This window comes from Variovorax sp. 10N432 (genome assembly GCF_056394465.1).
The window spans coordinates 15,811-31,385 of record NZ_JBFTHX010000037.1; the positions used below are offsets into that span (position 1 = coordinate 15,811).

Annotated in this window: 19 protein-coding genes; 10 read left to right on the forward strand and 9 right to left on the reverse strand. The window is 64.5% G+C overall.

Annotation, left to right across the window (positions count from 1 at the left end; genetic code table 11):
* Window positions 1-22 precede the first annotated feature (22 nt).
* Together AC1DF3_RS29370 and AC1DF3_RS29375 are read left to right on the forward strand one after the other, a co-directional pair.
* Window positions 23-1,180: an alpha/beta hydrolase family protein gene (locus AC1DF3_RS29370; RefSeq protein ID WP_478141733.1), complete on the forward strand. Its 1,158-nt coding sequence runs from the start codon at window positions 23-25 to the stop codon at window positions 1,178-1,180.
* Between the two features lie 628 nt (window positions 1,181-1,808).
* Window positions 1,809-2,504 (forward strand): hypothetical protein, encoded by a 696-nt coding sequence (locus AC1DF3_RS29375; RefSeq protein WP_478141734.1) that lies wholly within the window; start codon window positions 1,809-1,811, stop codon window positions 2,502-2,504.
* 169 nt (window positions 2,505-2,673) lie between these two features.
* Here the strand turns inward: AC1DF3_RS29375 and AC1DF3_RS29380 are convergent, their stop codons facing one another.
* Both AC1DF3_RS29380 and AC1DF3_RS29385 read right to left on the reverse strand, forming a co-directional pair.
* The gene (locus AC1DF3_RS29380) at window positions 2,674-3,330 is read right to left on the reverse strand and encodes a nucleotidyl transferase AbiEii/AbiGii toxin family protein (RefSeq protein WP_478141735.1); all 657 of its coding nucleotides are present in this window, start codon (window positions 3,328-3,330) and stop codon (window positions 2,674-2,676) included.
* The gene (locus tag AC1DF3_RS29385; RefSeq protein WP_478141736.1) at window positions 3,327-3,818 is read right to left on the reverse strand and encodes a helix-turn-helix domain-containing protein; all 492 of its coding nucleotides are present in this window, start codon (window positions 3,816-3,818) and stop codon (window positions 3,327-3,329) included. The genes AC1DF3_RS29380 and AC1DF3_RS29385 overlap by 4 nt, the downstream gene beginning before the upstream one ends.
* Before the next feature lie 192 nt (window positions 3,819-4,010).
* Here AC1DF3_RS29385 and AC1DF3_RS29390 point away from each other — a divergent pair, with 192 nt between their 5' ends.
* The gene (locus tag AC1DF3_RS29390) at window positions 4,011-5,087 is read left to right on the forward strand and encodes a tyrosine-type recombinase/integrase (protein WP_478141737.1); all 1,077 of its coding nucleotides are present in this window, start codon (window positions 4,011-4,013) and stop codon (window positions 5,085-5,087) included.
* A gap of 44 nt (window positions 5,088-5,131) precedes the next feature.
* On the opposite strand, the gene AC1DF3_RS29395 is transcribed toward AC1DF3_RS29390, so the two are convergent.
* From AC1DF3_RS29395 to AC1DF3_RS29405, 3 genes are all read right to left on the reverse strand, one after another.
* Window positions 5,132-5,326, reverse strand: coding sequence for a hypothetical protein (locus tag AC1DF3_RS29395; protein WP_478141738.1), 195 nt, complete (start codon window positions 5,324-5,326; stop codon window positions 5,132-5,134).
* A gap of 103 nt (window positions 5,327-5,429) precedes the next feature.
* Window positions 5,430-6,764 (reverse strand): type II toxin-antitoxin system HipA family toxin, encoded by a 1,335-nt coding sequence (locus AC1DF3_RS29400; RefSeq protein WP_478141739.1) that lies wholly within the window; start codon window positions 6,762-6,764, stop codon window positions 5,430-5,432.
* 4 nt (window positions 6,765-6,768) lie between these two features.
* A complete protein-coding gene (locus AC1DF3_RS29405; protein WP_478141740.1) occupies window positions 6,769-7,011 on the reverse strand; it encodes a helix-turn-helix domain-containing protein in 243 nt (80 codons plus the stop codon).
* Window positions 7,012-7,367: 356 nt separating this feature from the next.
* Between AC1DF3_RS29405 and AC1DF3_RS29410 the strand changes: the two genes are divergently transcribed.
* The gene (locus AC1DF3_RS29410; RefSeq protein WP_478141741.1) at window positions 7,368-7,883 is read left to right on the forward strand and encodes an H-NS family nucleoid-associated regulatory protein; all 516 of its coding nucleotides are present in this window, start codon (window positions 7,368-7,370) and stop codon (window positions 7,881-7,883) included.
* A 130-nt stretch (window positions 7,884-8,013) separates the two neighbouring features.
* Here AC1DF3_RS29410 and AC1DF3_RS29415 read toward each other — a convergent pair whose 3' ends face one another.
* The 4 genes from AC1DF3_RS29415 to AC1DF3_RS29430 are packed head-to-tail and all read right to left on the reverse strand — an operon-like array spanning window position 8,014 to window position 10,355.
* Window positions 8,014-8,310, reverse strand: coding sequence for a hypothetical protein (locus tag AC1DF3_RS29415; protein WP_478141742.1), 297 nt, complete (start codon window positions 8,308-8,310; stop codon window positions 8,014-8,016).
* Window positions 8,294-8,647, reverse strand: coding sequence for a hypothetical protein (locus AC1DF3_RS29420; RefSeq protein WP_478141743.1), 354 nt, complete (start codon window positions 8,645-8,647; stop codon window positions 8,294-8,296). The genes AC1DF3_RS29415 and AC1DF3_RS29420 overlap by 17 nt, the downstream gene beginning before the upstream one ends.
* Window positions 8,644-9,546: a ParB/RepB/Spo0J family partition protein gene (locus tag AC1DF3_RS29425; protein ID WP_478141744.1), complete on the reverse strand. Its 903-nt coding sequence runs from the start codon at window positions 9,544-9,546 to the stop codon at window positions 8,644-8,646. Before AC1DF3_RS29425 ends, AC1DF3_RS29420 begins: the two co-directional genes overlap by 4 nt.
* Window positions 9,543-10,355, reverse strand: coding sequence for a ParA family protein (locus AC1DF3_RS29430; protein ID WP_478141745.1), 813 nt, complete (start codon window positions 10,353-10,355; stop codon window positions 9,543-9,545). Before AC1DF3_RS29430 ends, AC1DF3_RS29425 begins: the two co-directional genes overlap by 4 nt.
* A gap of 335 nt (window positions 10,356-10,690) precedes the next feature.
* Between AC1DF3_RS29430 and AC1DF3_RS29435 the strand changes: the two genes are divergently transcribed.
* The 6 genes from AC1DF3_RS29435 to virB5 all read left to right on the forward strand — a co-directional run bounded on the left by AC1DF3_RS29435 (window position 10,691) and on the right by virB5 (window position 15,575).
* The gene (locus AC1DF3_RS29435; RefSeq protein ID WP_478141746.1) at window positions 10,691-11,200 is read left to right on the forward strand and encodes a hypothetical protein; all 510 of its coding nucleotides are present in this window, start codon (window positions 10,691-10,693) and stop codon (window positions 11,198-11,200) included.
* Window positions 11,201-11,403: 203 nt separating this feature from the next.
* Complete coding sequence (locus AC1DF3_RS29440) at window positions 11,404-11,643, forward strand: hypothetical protein (RefSeq protein WP_478141747.1); 240 nt, start codon at window positions 11,404-11,406, stop codon at window positions 11,641-11,643.
* Window positions 11,643-11,954 carry a TrbC/VirB2 family protein gene (locus tag AC1DF3_RS29445; RefSeq protein ID WP_478141748.1) on the forward strand — a complete coding sequence of 104 codons (312 nt, stop codon included), beginning with the start codon at window positions 11,643-11,645 and terminating at the stop codon, window positions 11,952-11,954. Before AC1DF3_RS29440 ends, AC1DF3_RS29445 begins: the two co-directional genes overlap by 1 nt.
* A 10-nt stretch (window positions 11,955-11,964) precedes the next feature.
* The gene (locus AC1DF3_RS29450) at window positions 11,965-12,330 is read left to right on the forward strand and encodes a VirB3 family type IV secretion system protein (RefSeq protein WP_478141749.1); all 366 of its coding nucleotides are present in this window, start codon (window positions 11,965-11,967) and stop codon (window positions 12,328-12,330) included.
* Between the two features lie 10 nt (window positions 12,331-12,340).
* Window positions 12,341-14,848, forward strand: a complete 2,508-nt coding sequence (locus AC1DF3_RS29455) for a VirB4 family type IV secretion/conjugal transfer ATPase (RefSeq protein ID WP_478141750.1) — start codon at window positions 12,341-12,343, stop codon at window positions 14,846-14,848.
* Window positions 14,841-15,575: a P-type DNA transfer protein VirB5 gene (virB5, locus tag AC1DF3_RS29460; RefSeq protein ID WP_478141751.1), complete on the forward strand. Its 735-nt coding sequence runs from the start codon at window positions 14,841-14,843 to the stop codon at window positions 15,573-15,575. Before AC1DF3_RS29455 ends, virB5 begins: the two co-directional genes overlap by 8 nt.

Below are 15,575 nucleotides of genomic sequence, written 5' to 3' on the forward strand. Positions count from 1 at the left end.
AGGTCAACAAAGGAGTGTCCGGATGAAGCTGTATTTCGACGACGAGGCCTTCGACGGCCAGTTACAGCGCACGGTGGGCAAGTGCGACGCCGGCATGGCCAACGTCGGGGAGTGCTTGTATATCGCCTCGCGGATCACCCCCGGCGACCGCGACAGCTGGTACGCCGCGTGGTCTGCATTTGCAGACGGCCTCGTGGAGCAGGCGGCGGCCGCCGCGCAGGCTGGACACGCCACTAGCGCGGCGACCCTGCGGCTGCGGGCGGCCGAGTACTACCGGCAAGCGTTCTTCTGGCATCGGGATGACCTCGACGGCAAGGAACTGACCACCGCCTACCGGGCCAGCGTTGACGCCTTCCGCCGCGCCCTCCCCGACCTGCCGCGGCCCGGCCGCCTGATCGAGGGCGACACGCCGGGCTACCTGTTCGCGCCGCCCGGCACCGGCCCTTTCCCCACGATCCTGCACATCGGCGGCTACGACAACACAGCCGAGGAGTTGTACGCATCGGTGTACCCGGCTCTGGACCGGGGCTGGGCGTTCGTGGGCCTCGACGGCCCGGGCCAGGGCAGCGTGCTCTACGACCGCCGCGTGCCGCAGCGCCCCGACTGGGAGCACGTCGTGCCCGGCATGTTCGACCTGATCGCAGGGCAACCCGAGGTCGACGCCCGCCGGGTCGTGCTCGTCGGCCGCTCGTTCGGGGGCCTGCTCGCCCCGCGCGGCGCCGCCGGAGCGCCGCAACTTGCCGCGCTGGTCGTCGACCCGGGCCAGTACGACATGGCGGCCGGGGTGGCCGCCCGCCTCGGCGAGCTCTGGCAGCACGTCGACGACCCTGCCGCCAAGCCACGGTTCGACGCGCTGCTCGATATCCCGGCCCTGCGGACGCTGCTCGGACCGCGCATGGTGACGAACGGCGTCGACGACCCGCAGACCTACTTCCAGGACATGCGCCGCTACACGAGCGCCGAGTTGGCACCTTCGATCACCTGCCCGAGCTTCGTCACCGACAACGAGACTGACCCCGTGTCGACCGGTCAGGGTCAGCGTCTCCATGACGTGATGACCTGCCCGAAGGCATTTCGCAGGTTCACCCTCGCCGAGGGCGCCGAGGGGCACTGCGAAGGCATGGCCCCCATCGTGTTCTGGACAGCGGCATTCGATTGGCTCGACGCCATGGTGGCGTGATCGTATTTTGGTGCATTGATACGGTGCGCGCCCGAGCACCTCCGAGCACCTCCGAGCGCTTGAGGTGCGGGCGATTCGTCCAGCACCTGTAGTTGGCGTAAATTGACGCTCCTCCCGGACAGGCTTGGACTGCACCATGACCTTCGCACATCGCTACGTCGGAGCGGACGGCCTGCCTGCCTGCCAGGCTGTCCGAGTTTGACGTCGAGCAGTACTTCACGCTCACCAAGGCAGACGTCTCGGCGCTGTGCGAACGGTTTCGCGCCGATCCGATCGAAAGGACCCAGGTCCAGACGTGGTTCAGGAAGGAATCGCAGCGTCGCCACCGTGCTAGAGCCGCATCCCTCGCAGAATCCATCGCGAATCGACCTGCTGTTGGCTCGACACGCTGGCGGGTCGATGAACTTGCGGGAGCTTTCTTGCACTACGGGGCTAGCCTTGGGGGAGATCTTGGTGGAGTTGGGCAAGCGCAACCTGCCACTGCCGCGGGTGTGCGCGGAGCGCACGCCCGCGCAGCATTCATTGCTGGAACGTGCGCTGGGAGATGGCGAACGAGTTCCCCCGCGAATGAGACCAAATGGGCCAACTGACAGTACCCGCAAACCCCGGCTCACCTCTTCTCAATCTAATGCCCCTGAAGCGCAACCACGCCCTCCTCGACCCGGCGCAGCTGTCCGACATGGCCGAAGAAGCCGCCCACGATCTGATGTCCGAGGGCGAGTCCAGCAACACGCGTGCGTCGTACAGAACTGCCATGCGGTACTGGGCTGCGTGGTTCGACGCGCGCTACGGCCGCCAGATGGATCTGCCTTTACCGCTCCCAGAGGTCGTCCAGTTCATCGTCAACCACGCCGAGCGTTCGACCAAGGCCGGGCTGGTGCACCAGCTGCTGCCGGAGATCGATGCCGCCCTGGTCGAGGCCGGTTTCGAGGGCAAGGTCGGCGCACCGGCGCTGAACACGCTGATGCACCGGGTCTCGGTTTTGTCGATGGCCCACCACCTGGCCAAGCAGCCCAACCCGTGCATCGACTCGGCGATGAAGGCGCTCTTGAGCAAGACCCGCAAGAGAGCATCTTCTGCGCGCACCGTTAGAGGCGGAAGGGGCAGCAGCCTCGCGGCTACCAGAGCCTCCACCAGGGTCGACGCGTACGCATGTGCAGTGGTCGAAGGTCGAGGCTGTCGACGATGCTGGCTGCCGCACCGAAGCGGTTGGCCGGTTCGGGGTGCTCATCGGACGAGGCGCGACCGGCTCGGGTCGCGTCATGCATCGAGCGCGGGGCTTCCGGGTTCAGCGAAGCGGAGACGGTGTCTGGAGCGGTCATGACAGCAAATTTGGCAGGAGCTTCGTGGGCCTGGCACGCGCCCCATCGCTCGAAAGGCCCGTGGGTTGCATGGCAGACGAGCGAACCATAACCGACTCCTGCGCAACGCCTGCGTGCATTTTGTGCGGGCCTTCGGCATCAGCGCGGCGGCATGGAATGAGGCGTCGACCACTACAGACTGTCCAGAAACTCTCCGACCGTAGCCGTGCAATGGTCGAATCCGGGCGTGTAGCCCAGCGTAGCGACGGCATCGAACGCGGCGCGCAAGCCGGCATGCGGCTCCCGAATCTGGGCCAGGAAAGCGGCCCGATGGCGCAGTAGGAACGGCGTCGCAGTCAGAAGTGGCTCGGGCTCCCGCTCGATCACGAGCGCCAAGTCGAACAGATCGCGCGCCGTGACCCGATCGCCACGGTGGTACATCTTCTTGGCGATGATCTCAGCGGCCGTCTCCACTCTCACGCAGCGGCCGCCGATGTCCCAAGTCTCCCAAGCATCGACCAGCAAGGTGGGCGCGGCCACGAAGTCCACCTCCCTCTCCTCGAACTGCAGCTTGACGAAGGCGCCGGGCTGCTCGGTGTAGTCCTGCGTCAGGTCTGCCGCTGTGTCGCTCAACCGAGGCGTGACAAAGCCTAGATACTGCGGATCAGGCACGAAGATGTCGATGTCCTTGCTCAACCGATGGCGGTGACGGAACATCAGCGCGGTCCCACCGCCGAAGGTCCAGAACGGATCCGCGATGCCGCCGTACCGGCTGATCTCGTCGATCAGCGCCAGCGCCCGCGGGAACAGTTTTTCCCAGGGACCGCCGGGCAGCGACCCGGACTTCATGCCCACAGCGCCCGCCGGTGCACGGACAAGGATTCGGCGAGTTTCGCCACGTTTCGCCAGACCTGCCGAGGGGGCAGATGTGCGCGTGAGGCCGCCTCCTCCACCGCCATCACGACGATCGGCACGGGCGCTTCATCGAGCAAATGGGTCAAGTGCGGGGCAAACGAGGGCGGCACGTCACCGCTTGCCAGGGCCTGCTCCAGCGCCTCGGGGGCCAGTTCGCGTGCATAGCTGACGCTGGCGGTCTTGGCCGCCATCCACAAGCCGCGCTTCTTGCGCCGCGCCTGCGTATCCGGTGTGGGACTGTCCAGACCCAAGACTGCCATCACCTGCCCCACGCGGTTGACGCCCAGATCGCTCAGCGCGCCGTTTTCCAGACCAACCAGGGTTTGACGAGACAGGCCGGTCAGATGCGCCAACTGCGCTTGGGACATGCCCAACTCAGCGCGCCGCGCTCGCACTGCATGGCCGATGTCGACAAGGTTCATGGCAGATCGGATCGAAGATTGTCCAAAATATTGGACATACTACGCCTGCCCCGCCCTCCCCGCAAGGAGCCTGCGTGGGCCTCTTCCCTCTCCTGATCAAGAGCAGCGGTGGTGACGTGTCTTTGCCGGACGAACAATTACGCTAACGGCCTGCCGCAGATCTCTAACGAAAATCCGAACACCCGTCCTCCAATGCGCACGTCCGCGACGCTGGCAGAATGCTCGCTCGCCGTTAGCGTATTCATGCCCTCCTATTCCCTCTTCGACGAACCCCCCTCCCAAGGCCACCGCCTCGCATTCGAGCGATGGCTGGATGGCCAGCGGGCCTCCGGTTCCCTGCGGCAGTCCGCCTCGGTCGAGGTCTACCGCGACATGTGGGGCGCCTTCACCGCCTGGTGCCTGGGCCAGTCGCCGGCAGTCACCCTCGAATCGCTCGACCTGCGCGACCTGCAGGCCTTCCAGGCGGCGCGCTTCGGGCGCAAGAGCTCTGACATGTCGCTTTCTCCCCGGCATGCGTTGCGTCTGGTGCGGCTCGTGGATCGGGTGCTGCGCCACCACGCGGCCGAGACCGGCGAGGCGCCGAACACGGCAGCCTCCGACTGGCTTGCCGACCATCCCGAGGTTCGGTACGCGGAGGCTGCCCATGCCGATCCCCTGCCCGAGTTCCTTTCTGTGGCCGAGGCGAAGCACCTGATCACGTTCCTGTCGGATGCGCGGCCCCGGCCGGGGCTCTCAGGCGCAAGGCGCGACAGCCATGCCGCCTTCACCTGGCAAGAGCTTCGCAACCGGTGTGCCGTCGCCCTGCAGCTGGGCGGTGGCTTGACGCCGGGCGATGTCCGTGCCCTCACTCTCGCTTCGCCGATCTCGAGGGGCGGCCGCGTTCGCGATCGACCCTGGAAGGTCTCCGTGCCGGGCGATGGGAACTCCGCCGCGCGCGAGACGCCCATTGCGCCCTGGGCCGGGGAGCTGCTGCAGCACTGGCTGCAGGTTCGCGCGGAAGCCCGCATCGAGGGTGACTTTCTGTTTCCGTCAACGCGGACGGGCAAGCAGTGGCACAAGGAGTCGCACTACAAATGCGCCAAGAAGGTGCTGGAGGATGCCGGCATCGACAGCCGCGAGGGCGGCTCGTTCCGGCTGCGGCACACCTTCGCGTTGCGGCAGCTGCGGCGGGGCTTCGAGCCCGAGACGGTGGCCGCCTGGCTGGGCGTCGAACCCGAGGTCATGGGCCGGTACCGGCGCGTGGTGGCAACGCCGATTGATGTGGTTTGAACCGAGAGCGGAGCACGCCGGCGCCCGTCCACCGTGCCCGTGCCTCAGCGGCCCTGGCTGAGCCTTTCCCGCCCTTGGAGGGTGAGAAACTGGCCGCCTTGCGGATCGGACGCGACCAATCCGTTCGACGTCAGGCGATCGGGAACCCTGATCTGGTCGGTGGCCGCCCGCCGGGTCTTGGCCTCGAGCAGTACCTGGAGTGTGTGCCACTGTTCGTCGTTGAGCCGAATCTTCGTCATCGTCGCGTCCCTCCTGAGGCGTCTTGGAACCCCTGCAGACTTTGCCAAGTGATTGTCGGCGTCGATGTGCGTTTGCACACAGGATTTCGCTGCTGCCCGGCCTTCAGTTCGCCGACATCGCGTCCAGGCGCTTGGCCGAATCGGCCAGGCCTTCCAGGATCCCGTCCGCCACCCGGGCAGGGAAGTCGGATGGCAAGCGCGCAGTCACCTCCTCGATCACGTCCAGCGTTCGATCGAGGATGTCTTCGATGATGGCCTCCGCCGTGGGGACGTAGAAGCACTGGGCCGCCATGGCGTTGAAGTGCCTGCGCTGCAAGTCCTTCATGAGGTAGTGCCGGTTCTCGCCGGAGACCGCCATAGCCAGCTTGGCCCTGTGCCAGTTGGGACCCTTTCCGACCGCGGGCCAGATGGACATGACGTCATAGAGCGGCGTCATGCGGTACAGGCCACCAGCGAGCAGGTGGAGGCTGAAGTTCTTGGCGTGCCCGTCGGGTGCGGCCAGCATCCAGAAGAGGATCTGGGCGGTCAGCAGCGTGCGCAGGTCCTCCTGAGCGGACTCCGAGTTCCGCAGCACCTGGGCGAGACGCTGCACCCCCGGCCCGCCATCGGCTTCGTACTTGAGATGAGGGGACACGCCGAGGGCCTGGCAGAAGTCTTCCTGGGGCAGCCGCAGGTACCAGCTGCCGCTGGCGTGCAACTGGCGGTCGAAGCGCTTCACGCTCAGCACGCGCTGGTTGCCGAAGGTCTTGATCTCCGTCTCCGCCACCGGCAGGCCGTAGGCCCGGAGGATGGCCAGGCACAGCCATTCGTTCTCCACGGAAGTCTGGAGATCGATCTTCCTGTTCCCGACCAGGCCAAGCGGGAGCTTGAGGATGTGCGTGGTCGGCGTGGACCCGTGCGGACGCAGCCACTGGCCGTCGTGCCACAGCAGCGCGGTCTTTTCCTGGGCACCTGCCAGCGAGATGCGGAAGTCGTCCTCGTCATCGTCTGCGCCGAATGCATTGGCACACACCGATTTCGCCAGCAACAGCTCGATGTCCTCGTCGGTCAGGGGGATGCCCTGGATGCGATGGACGCCTTCTGGGACTTCATCCTCCGGGAGAAGCTGCACCGCACCCACGCAATCCCGCCCGATGGCCTTCAGGAGGTCGAAGGGCTCCAGGGAGACGGTCTTGAATCGGGTCGCGATGCGTTTGCGGATGATGTCGCTGTCCGGCAGCAGGTTGTCGAAGTAGTGCTCGACGCGGTCGCCCCTGACCGGGCTGGTCCCGTCGACGCCAAAAGGAAGCGACAAGGACAGTGGACGGCCAACGTCCGAATCCATCCAGCCTTGGTCGTACTTGAGCTCCACGGGGCCGCGTGCGGGAATGCGCCAGGTACCCACCCTGAGACCATTGGCCCACACGGAAAGCGCTTGTGCATGCGTCTTTCGTCCCATGGCGCTACCACTCGGCGGTCGCAGAGGGGCCGGTGCGGTCGAGCACCTGGATCCGCAGCTCGTACAGGCCCGTCAGCGCCAACAGTTGTTCCACCGTCAAGGAGGAAGGGTCCGCCTCCAGGACGGACAGCCGGCTCTGGCTGAGGCCGACACGGGCGCCAACCTCGGCCTGTGTCAGCCGCTTGGCCTTTCGCGCGCTGGCCAGAAGATGACCAAGCTGGGTTGGATTGGAGAGGAACTGTTCCAAGGCGAATATCCGTGTGACAGATATTTGCACTATATTCTTCTCGCACATAAACGCAACGTACTTGTATGGCGCATTCTTCTCAGGTACGCGTCGAGGGAATTTGGTCGTTGACGTGCCGGTGGAACTGGCAAACGAAGCACTGATAGTGATGCCAATCAATGTCCCCTCAGCCGATTGGATCAGTGCGATCCAACCGCATTGGCGCGAGACCACATTCGCACAATGCCTGTTGAGGTCATCCACTTAATGGCCCAAATAAGTACTCAAGTCAGCGCGAATTACCTTGTTTCGGGCTTGAAGTGGCAGAATCACTCGTAGCGAAGGAGATACTTCGCACCTGACTACGAAAGCAAGCAATGGCAAAGAGCTACCAGCAGATACAGAAGCAGATCGAGCAACTCCAGCGCCAAGCCGACGCGTTGCGTGACAGCGAGATCAAAGGCGTGGTTGACCGCATCAAGGTCGCGATTGCTCACTACGGACTCACCGCCGCGCATTTGGGCCTTGATTCCGTGTCGAGCAAGGGGGCTAGGAAGAAGGCGCCAAGGTCCTCGGCCCAGTTCAGCGATGGCGCGGGCAACTTCTGGTCGGGCCGTGGCCCGCGTCCGCGTTGGCTTCGTGATGCACTGACCGCGGGCAGGTCGATCGACGAATTCCGGGCAGGTTCGAACACCAAGTCGAAGCTGGCTTCAGCGATCGACAGCCTGGAAGCTGCAAAGCCGGCAGCCAAGGGGAAGAAAGCAAAACGCGCTCCTTCGAAGGTCAACTACAGCGATGACGCCGGCAATTCGTGGACCGGCCGCGGTCCGAAGCCCCGTTGGCTCAAGGCTGCGCTCGACAGCGGCAAGACGCTTCAGGATTTCGCGAAATAGCCTGCGCTGAAGCGCGACGTCCACTAGCAGGAGCGAAAGCCGAGACTATCTTTCGCTTCCACGATATTCCTCCCAGGAGGAGGCGCAACGAGTAGCCTCTTCGCCAACAGAGTCGAATTCGTGTGGTCGGTCAACCCGCTTCCGCTCGGATTCTGGCCACGCATTTGTCGAACGCTCGCTGCGCTGCCTCGATCGCCTCCACCGGCCCGGTCAACGTCACCTGCGCCTCGCCCGGCGGCATCGCCAAGTCCAAGACAGTCTTGCGGATGGCGTAGACGCGCTGCAGGATGAGACCGTACTCCACCGCCAGCAACTTGGGCCGCTCCTCATGCAGGAAGAGCCTGCGTGCGATCTCCTTGGTCCGATCGTCGAACCTGCGCTGGTTGAGTATCCGCTCCAGGTCGGCTTCGCTAACGCTCATGGTCATGGGATGGCAGTGCCATCAAAAGGCTCATCAGCCACAGGTAGAGCCAGTAGAGCACAAGGGCGCCCGCCGAGAAGCCGAGCATCCCCCATCGAGGGAAGCGAGGATCCCCGATCAGGAAACCGAAGATCATTGTCACCAGGAAGCCCAGGAAGGCCACTGGCACGAGCACCGCTCGCATCACGGGCTCGCCAAGCACTAGCACCGCACAGATGGTGATGCGCACCAACTGCCAAGCGGTGAAGACGACCCACCAAAGTCCTGCCCCGGCCCAGTCGGCCACTCGGTGCGCATTTCCATGCTGAGCCTTTGCAGAACGATCGATCTGAACATTCGTCATTTCGATTCCTCCGTTGCCCAGCACACCAACTTCAACGCGCTCAGCGGTACGGCGCTGCGCGATCCATCTCCGAAGCGCACCTCGCCCACGTCACCATCGCGTGCCTTGATCCGCAGCGACCCGCGGCGGCCTTCGTGTTCGACGACCAGCACCGTGCGGCCCCCGCTTGCTGCCTGCGCGTTGCGCGGCGCGACAGCCGCATCCGCAACATCAGCGCCCTGAGCCCGTGCGAGCAGCGCGTCCACGTTCGTGCGGCTCACCACCTCCGGACCTCGCAGCACGACCCCCACTACCTCGGGCGTCTGCCGCGCGGCCGAGATCAGCCGGTAAAGCGTGCGAACGTCCTCCCCGACGCGCCCCTCGTGCACGGCTTCGCGCAATTCCTCGGAGGCGGCGACCAAGGCTGCCGCCTCCGTGATGAAAGAACGCGGCTTGGACAGCCTTCGCGCAATCTCCGCACGCGTGACGCCTTCGCGCTCACGCTCCACGATGAAATGCGCCAGGTCGAAGGCCGACATGTCCTCTCGATGCAGGTTCTCCGCCGCCTGAGCGAAAGGGTCGATCCGCTGGTCAACGAAGACCGGCACCGTCTTCAGGTCCGCCCGCCGTGCTGCCCGAACGCGCCGCTCGCCGCGATTGACGATGTAGCGACCTTCCTCGGTGGGATGTGATCGCACCGAAACCGGCTCCAACATCCCGTGCAGCTTGATCGAGGCACTCAACTCCTCGATGCTCTCGTCTTTGAAGCTGCGCCTCGGTTGCGCCGGATCGAAGTCGATGAGACCGAGGTCGACATGCACGGCCGCCGCCGGCACCGACGCGCCCTCTCCCACCGCCAGCAAGTCCGAAGGCCGGAATTGCGCCAACGCACTCAGATCCAGGGCATCCTGATCGCTCATGCTGACACCTCCGGCGCTGTCTCGCGCCGTGCCGGATGATTCGGCCACTCGATGCGCCACTGCAGCGCCGCGAACGCCTCCTTCACTTCAGCGCTCGCCTCCCGCGCGGAACTCTTGGCCAGATCCCAGACCGGCTTGCCCTCGGCCAGCGCTTCGGGAATGGCCGAGCGAGTCGAGATGCGAGCCGGCACGACGAAATCCGGATAGTTCGACACCAGCTGCTTCACGGCCGCCTTTTGCCGCACGGAGTGCGGGTTGAAGCGGTTCAAGACGATGCCGGCGAGTTCCAGCTTCGGGTTGTACCGCTGCCGAATGCCGAAGATCGTCTTGAGCATGTCGGTGACGCCGTCGATGCTGTACTCTTCCAGTTCGATCGGGCACACCACGCGAGTCGCGGCGATCAGCGCTGCACTCATGCGCAGGCCCAGCGCCGGCGGCGTGTCGATCACCACGGCATCGAACTGCTGCGCCAACTGCGCCACGCTCTTGCGAAAGGCGGGAACCACAGCCTCGGGCTTCGCCAGTTCGATGTCCGTCAGCTTCTTCGTGGCGGCGATCAACGCCACCGAGCGCTGCGCGCCGGCCGCACGCGTCGGAGTGACACCCAGACTTGAATCATTGAAGAGATCCGCCGACCGCACATCGGTACCGAAGGCCTGCAGCGTCCTCGATGCATTGCCCTGAGTGTCCAGGTCGATGAAACACACCGACTGGTGCTGCACGTCGGCAAGCCACAACGCATAAAGCACCGACAGCGTGGACTTGCCCACACCGCCTTTCTGGTTCCCAAAAACCACCACATTGCCCATCACTTCACCTCACTGACGTGGCGCCAAATCGGTGCTTCATGCAGCCCTCGCTGTCCGATAGCGATACAAGACGTAAAGGCCTTTGCGGAATGCTTGGCGTGAAGCGACCGCCTCACATTGCGTCATCCGCTCGGCTTCGCATCAACTCTCCAGCGAAACCGAGCGATAAGCGTAGGTCGTGTTGAGATGCCTGTCTAGATGTTCTATAGTTTTCTATAGCAAAACTTTGTGTATTGGCCGTTTGACAAGATCGAGGCTCGTGGCAGACATTGCGCCTCATGCGAGTCGAGGATGCAATCCAGCATGAGAGGCGGTCAAGGGAGGGCCGTGCATCGTTGCGGCTGGTCATCTTCCTCGCGTGGATCACATGCGCAGGCGCCGCGCTCGCTGAGCCACCCTCCGCACCAACTCACGTTGTCCCTCCGGTCGAGCAGACGGCACGAGACAGCGATCGCATCGAGATCCTGCGCCAGGAGCTCAAGAAGTCGGAAACGCTGCTCGATTCCCTGGCTCGCCGCAAGGCCGAACGACTTGTCGCCTCTGATCCGGCCGGGGTGACGGAGGCCGAGGAGCAGCACACCCGCACGATCAGCGACATCGCGGCGCTCAAGCGCGAACTGGCCGCTGTATCGCGTACGGCGGGGCCAGCTTCAGCCGAGCAAATCCCTGGCGCGCCAGCCAAGCTGGCCGCATCACAGCGCGTGCCCTCGGCCAAGGCGGCCGCGACGACACCCTGGTGGGATGTCTATGGCAAGGGCCGGCGCGCCGAGCCTCCCACTCCGGTGTCCCTGGCGCCAGTGCCTGACGCCGCCGCCCGCCCCGTCACAGCCCGTCGATTGGAGTAGACCCATGCGAAATGCCATGCTCATGAGCACTTTGGTTCACAATTCCGGGCTATCCCCATCACTCACGCTTGCCCATGAGCTCTGCGGTACGGCCCACACCCAAGACGACAACAAAGGCCACCCCGACTTCCCGCTCGGCGCGATCCAGCAGCAATACCGCGGCGGCGCCAGCGTCATCCCTTCGCGCGCAGCCGGCCAGCGCGGTGAAGCAACTGGAACTGGTCGAACTCCTCCACAGGTGCGCGGTCATCGAGATCGTGATCGCGGAAGTCGAGCCCGGCAATTTCGAGGTGCACCTCGTCGTCGCCTGGCGCTATGGACGCAGCGTCTTGACGACCTCCTCCGGGCATCCGCGCAGCTTCCGCAGCCTGGACTCCCTCACCGCCCACCTCAAGACGCTGGGCATTGGAAGCACCCTGGTGCGCCTCGAGTTGCTCGCGTAGTGTCCGCGAGGCGGCACGGTCCGCAGTGCTGGTCCGTTCGGAACTGGCTTCTTCTCCTCGCGGCCCTGTGCATCCTGTGCCCTGAGCTCGCTCTGGCCAGCAGCCCCTTCGCCACGGGAACCAGCGCCTTCCAAGGACAGCTCTCCACCATCCTGACCCCCGTTGCCGCCGTGGCGGTCATGGTCTGCGGTGCCATGGCTTGGTTCGGCCGCCTGAGCTGGTGGTGGATGGTGGCCGTCATGATTGGCATCGTGCTGGTCTTCGGCGGCCCTCAGATCGTCTCGTGGGTCCGGGGCATCTTCGGAGTCTGAGGAGCGCACCATGAGCCGCAATCAGGGCATCACAGCCGACACGCTCTTCGTCGGGATGACACGCCCGTCCATGATCTGGGGCGTCACCTACTCGGCCATGATGTTCAACATTGTGATCACGAGCGAGTCCTTCATCGTGACAAAGAACCTCGTGTGGCTGCTCGCATTCCTGCCCATCCACGGCGTGCTGTACCTGGTCTGCCTGTACGAGCCGCGGTTCTTCGACCTGCTGCAGCTGTGGGGGCGCACCCGACTACCGGCCATGATCGCCGGCAACCTGCGCTTCTGGCGTGCCAGCTCGTACACGCCGCTAGCCATTGACCTGCCGGGCTTCTCGGGTCGCCGGCGCCAGGATGCGCTTCCCCTCGTGCGTTAAGGGACGTGCGATGCAATTCCTCTCCCGCTCTGACGCCACGCTTCGCCGCGAAGCCAGTGCGGCGGCCATGATCCCTCTGGTCGCCCACGTCGACGAGCACGTAGCGCGCACCCGCGCGGGCGACTACGTGCAGACCTTGCGCCTCGCCGGCGCCAGTTTCGAGAGCGCCGACGACGAGGACATCAACAGCTGGCACGAACGTCTGAACGTCCTGCTGCGCAACATCGCCTCGATCAATCTCGCCATCTGGGTCCACGTCGTGCGCCGGCGGGAGACCGGCTATCCCATGGGGCGCACCGTGCCGGGCTTCGCCCACGAAGTCGAGCAGCGCTACCGCCAGAAGATGGCCGACGAGCGGCTCATGGTCAACGAGTTGTACCTGTCGATCGTCTATCGGCCGCAGCCTACGCGCGTGGGCAATGTCGCGCTGCGCATCCTCAGGCGAACCGACCCCGAAGGTGCCCGCGCCGAAATGCGTGATTCGCTGGACGCGTGCACCAAGCTGCGCCAGGAGCTGATGGCCGCCCTGGAGCGCTACGACCCGGAGGCCTTGGGCGTCTATCGGATCGAGGGCGTGGATGTGCGCTTCTCGGCCCTCGCGGAGTTTCATGGCCTGCTGATCAACGGTGAATGGCAGCGCATGCCCCTGCCGCGATCTCCGCTCAACGAGGTGTTGGCCACGAGTCGGCCCTTCTTCGGTAACGAGGCGATGGAATACCGCACAGGCACCCAAACGCGCATCGGCGCCTTCCTGGGCATCAAGGAGTACCCCACACCCACCGCGCCGGGCATGTTCGGCGCACTCCTGACAGCGCCTTTTCCCTTTGTGCTCACCCAGAGCTTCACGTTTCTCTCCAAGAGCACGGCCACCGACATGATGAGCCGCCAGCACAACCGGATGGCGTCCTCCGGCGACCTCGCGGTCTCCCAGGCCGAGGAACTCAAGGACGCCCTGGACGACCTCATGAGCAACCGCTTCGTGGTGGGCGATCATCATTTCACGCTGCACGTGCTCGCCGACACCTACGACGGGGTGAGTGAAGCCGAGGGCCGGCCGCGCCTGAAGCAGCTCAACGACAACGTCGCCCGTGCTCGCTACCTGTTGGGCGACACCGGCATGGTGGTGGCCCGCGAGGACCTCGCGCTGGAGGCCGCGTTCTGGGCCCAGCTGCCGGGAAATTTCGGGTACCGAACTCGCAAGGCGCCGATCACCAGCCGCAACTTTGCGGCCATGTCGCCCTTCCACAACTTTCCGACTGGCCGTGCCACTGGGAACTATTGGGGTGACGCGCTGACGATGTTCATGACGCGCGCGGGCTCGCCCTACTACTTCTCGATGCACGCCAGCGATCCGCGAAGCCCGGACGGTGGCAGCCGGCGGGATGTGGGCCACATCAGCGGCGTCGGGCCAGTGGGCACCGGCAAGACCACCTTCCTGGGCTTTTGCATGATCGCGATCTGCAACCGGCTGGACGCCACGCAGGTCATATTCGACAAGGATGAGGGCCTGCATATCCTCGTGCGGGCGTTGGGAGGTCAATATTTACCCTTGAAGAACGGCACCCCCACCGGCTCCAATCCCCTGCAGCTGGATGCCGGCATCCCCGACAACGTGGAATTCATGCGGCACTGGCTACGCCGACTGGTGATGCGCTCGCCGGCGGACGTTCTGACCGTTCAGCAGGAGGAAGACCTCGACCAGGCTCTGCGCGGCACGCTCAAGCTCGACCTGCCTTTCCGGCGCCTGTCCCGGCTGATCGCATTCCTGGACGTGACGGACCCGGAAGGCATGTACGCACGGCTGCGCAAGTGGTGCGCCTGCGAGCAGGGGGGCTACGCCTGGGTCTTCGACAATGACTACGACGAGGTGGCGCCCCTTCTGGCGCACAACACCCTTGTCGGCTTCGACGTGACCGACTTTCTGGACAACGACGTGGTCCGGGCACCGCTGACCATGTATCTCTTCCACTTGGTCAACCGAATGGTGGATGGGCGGCCCCTGGTGTGCTGGATGGACGAGTTCGCGAAGCTTCTGAACGATCCGGCCTTCACGCGCTTCGCAAAGAACGGGCTGGAGACCTGGCGCAAGAAGAACGCGAACCTGGCTACCTTCACACAGAGCACGAGCCACGTGCTGGACTCGACCATCGCGCGAGCCATCATCGAACAGACGCCGACCAAGATCCTCTTCCCGAACCCAGAGGCGGACTACCGGGAGTACACCGAGGGCTTCAACCTCACCGACCGCGAGTTCTCGCTTATCAAGCAGGAGCTGGAACCGGGATCCCGGCAGTGCCTGATCAAGCAGAACCACGTGAGCGTGGTCGCGCAGTTGGAGCTGAAGGGCTTCGAAGACGCGTTGCACGTAATTTCCGGGCGCACCAGCAACGTTCGGGTCATGCGCGAACTCATGGCCCTGCACGGACCACACCCCGACCAGTGGCTTGGACCCTTCCGTGCGTCACTGGCTACGAACGTCTCGCCCGCCCCTTCGACCCAGGAGACTTCCCATGCGTAGACATCTGATCGCATTCTTCCTTGCCGCATCGGCGCTTCTCGCGCCGCTACACGCCCGAGCTGGCATTCCGGTGATTGACGTCACCGCTATCGCCAACCTGATGCAACAAGTCTCGTACTGGCAGCAGCAGATCTCGGCGATGCAGAAGCAGTACAACCAGCTACAGACCGCCAATGCGCAGTTGAGCCAGACCTACAACGCCATGACGGGCTTGCGCGGCATGGGGCAGTTGCTGCCGAGCTCGGACCTGACGCGCAACTACCTCCCGTCCAACTACAACGATCTGATGAGCACACTCAACGGCTCAACGGGGAGCTACTCGGGACTCGCGAGCCAAATGCAATCGATCATGAAGGCCAACAGCGTCCTCTCAAGCACGCAAATGAGCGCGCTGAGCCCCGAGCTTCGCCAGGTAGTCGAGCAAGGCAGGCAGGCCTCGGCAATGCTGGGCGGGACGACGCAGACCGCCTATCAAAACACCAGTCAGCGCTTCTCGGCACTGCAGCAATTGATCGACGCGATTGGACGAACGAACGACCCCAAGGCGATTCAGGAGTTGCAGGCCCGAATACAGGCCGAGCAGAACATGCTGACGAACGAACAGACGAAACTGCAGAGCCTCTATCAAATGGCCAAAGCGGAAGAGGCTGCACAGCAGCAACGCACGAGAGAGCAAGTTATCTCAGGCCATGGCGGCTTCTCCGGCCGGTTCATCCCAAGTCCCTGA

What these genes read in the sequence shown, in the direction of transcription:
- AC1DF3_RS29430 (WP_478141745.1), bottom strand. Translation starts at nt 10,355, where the DNA reads ATGGGCAATGTGGTGGTTTTTGGGAACCAGAAAGGCGGTGTGGGCAAG.
- AC1DF3_RS29375 (WP_478141734.1), top strand. Translation starts at nt 1,809, where the DNA reads ATGCCCCTGAAGCGCAACCACGCCCTCCTCGACCCGGCGCAGCTGTCC.
- AC1DF3_RS29395 (WP_478141738.1), bottom strand. Translation starts at nt 5,326, where the DNA reads ATGACGAAGATTCGGCTCAACGACGAACAGTGGCACACACTCCAGGTA.
- AC1DF3_RS29420 (WP_478141743.1), bottom strand. Translation starts at nt 8,647, where the DNA reads ATGACGAATGTTCAGATCGATCGTTCTGCAAAGGCTCAGCATGGAAAT.
- AC1DF3_RS29455 (WP_478141750.1), top strand. Translation starts at nt 12,341, where the DNA reads ATGCAATTCCTCTCCCGCTCTGACGCCACGCTTCGCCGCGAAGCCAGT.
- AC1DF3_RS29380 (WP_478141735.1), bottom strand. Translation starts at nt 3,330, where the DNA reads ATGAAGTCCGGGTCGCTGCCCGGCGGTCCCTGGGAAAAACTGTTCCCG.
- AC1DF3_RS29390 (WP_478141737.1), top strand. Translation starts at nt 4,011, where the DNA reads ATGCGCACGTCCGCGACGCTGGCAGAATGCTCGCTCGCCGTTAGCGTA.
- AC1DF3_RS29400 (WP_478141739.1), bottom strand. Translation starts at nt 6,764, where the DNA reads ATGGGACGAAAGACGCATGCACAAGCGCTTTCCGTGTGGGCCAATGGT.
- AC1DF3_RS29385 (WP_478141736.1), bottom strand. Translation starts at nt 3,818, where the DNA reads ATGAACCTTGTCGACATCGGCCATGCAGTGCGAGCGCGGCGCGCTGAG.
- virB5 (WP_478141751.1), top strand. Translation starts at nt 14,841, where the DNA reads ATGCGTAGACATCTGATCGCATTCTTCCTTGCCGCATCGGCGCTTCTC.
- AC1DF3_RS29450 (WP_478141749.1), top strand. Translation starts at nt 11,965, where the DNA reads ATGAGCCGCAATCAGGGCATCACAGCCGACACGCTCTTCGTCGGGATG.
- AC1DF3_RS29410 (WP_478141741.1), top strand. Translation starts at nt 7,368, where the DNA reads ATGGCAAAGAGCTACCAGCAGATACAGAAGCAGATCGAGCAACTCCAG.
- AC1DF3_RS29415 (WP_478141742.1), bottom strand. Translation starts at nt 8,310, where the DNA reads ATGACCATGAGCGTTAGCGAAGCCGACCTGGAGCGGATACTCAACCAG.
- AC1DF3_RS29425 (WP_478141744.1), bottom strand. Translation starts at nt 9,546, where the DNA reads ATGAGCGATCAGGATGCCCTGGATCTGAGTGCGTTGGCGCAATTCCGG.
- AC1DF3_RS29370 (WP_478141733.1), top strand. Translation starts at nt 23, where the DNA reads ATGAAGCTGTATTTCGACGACGAGGCCTTCGACGGCCAGTTACAGCGC.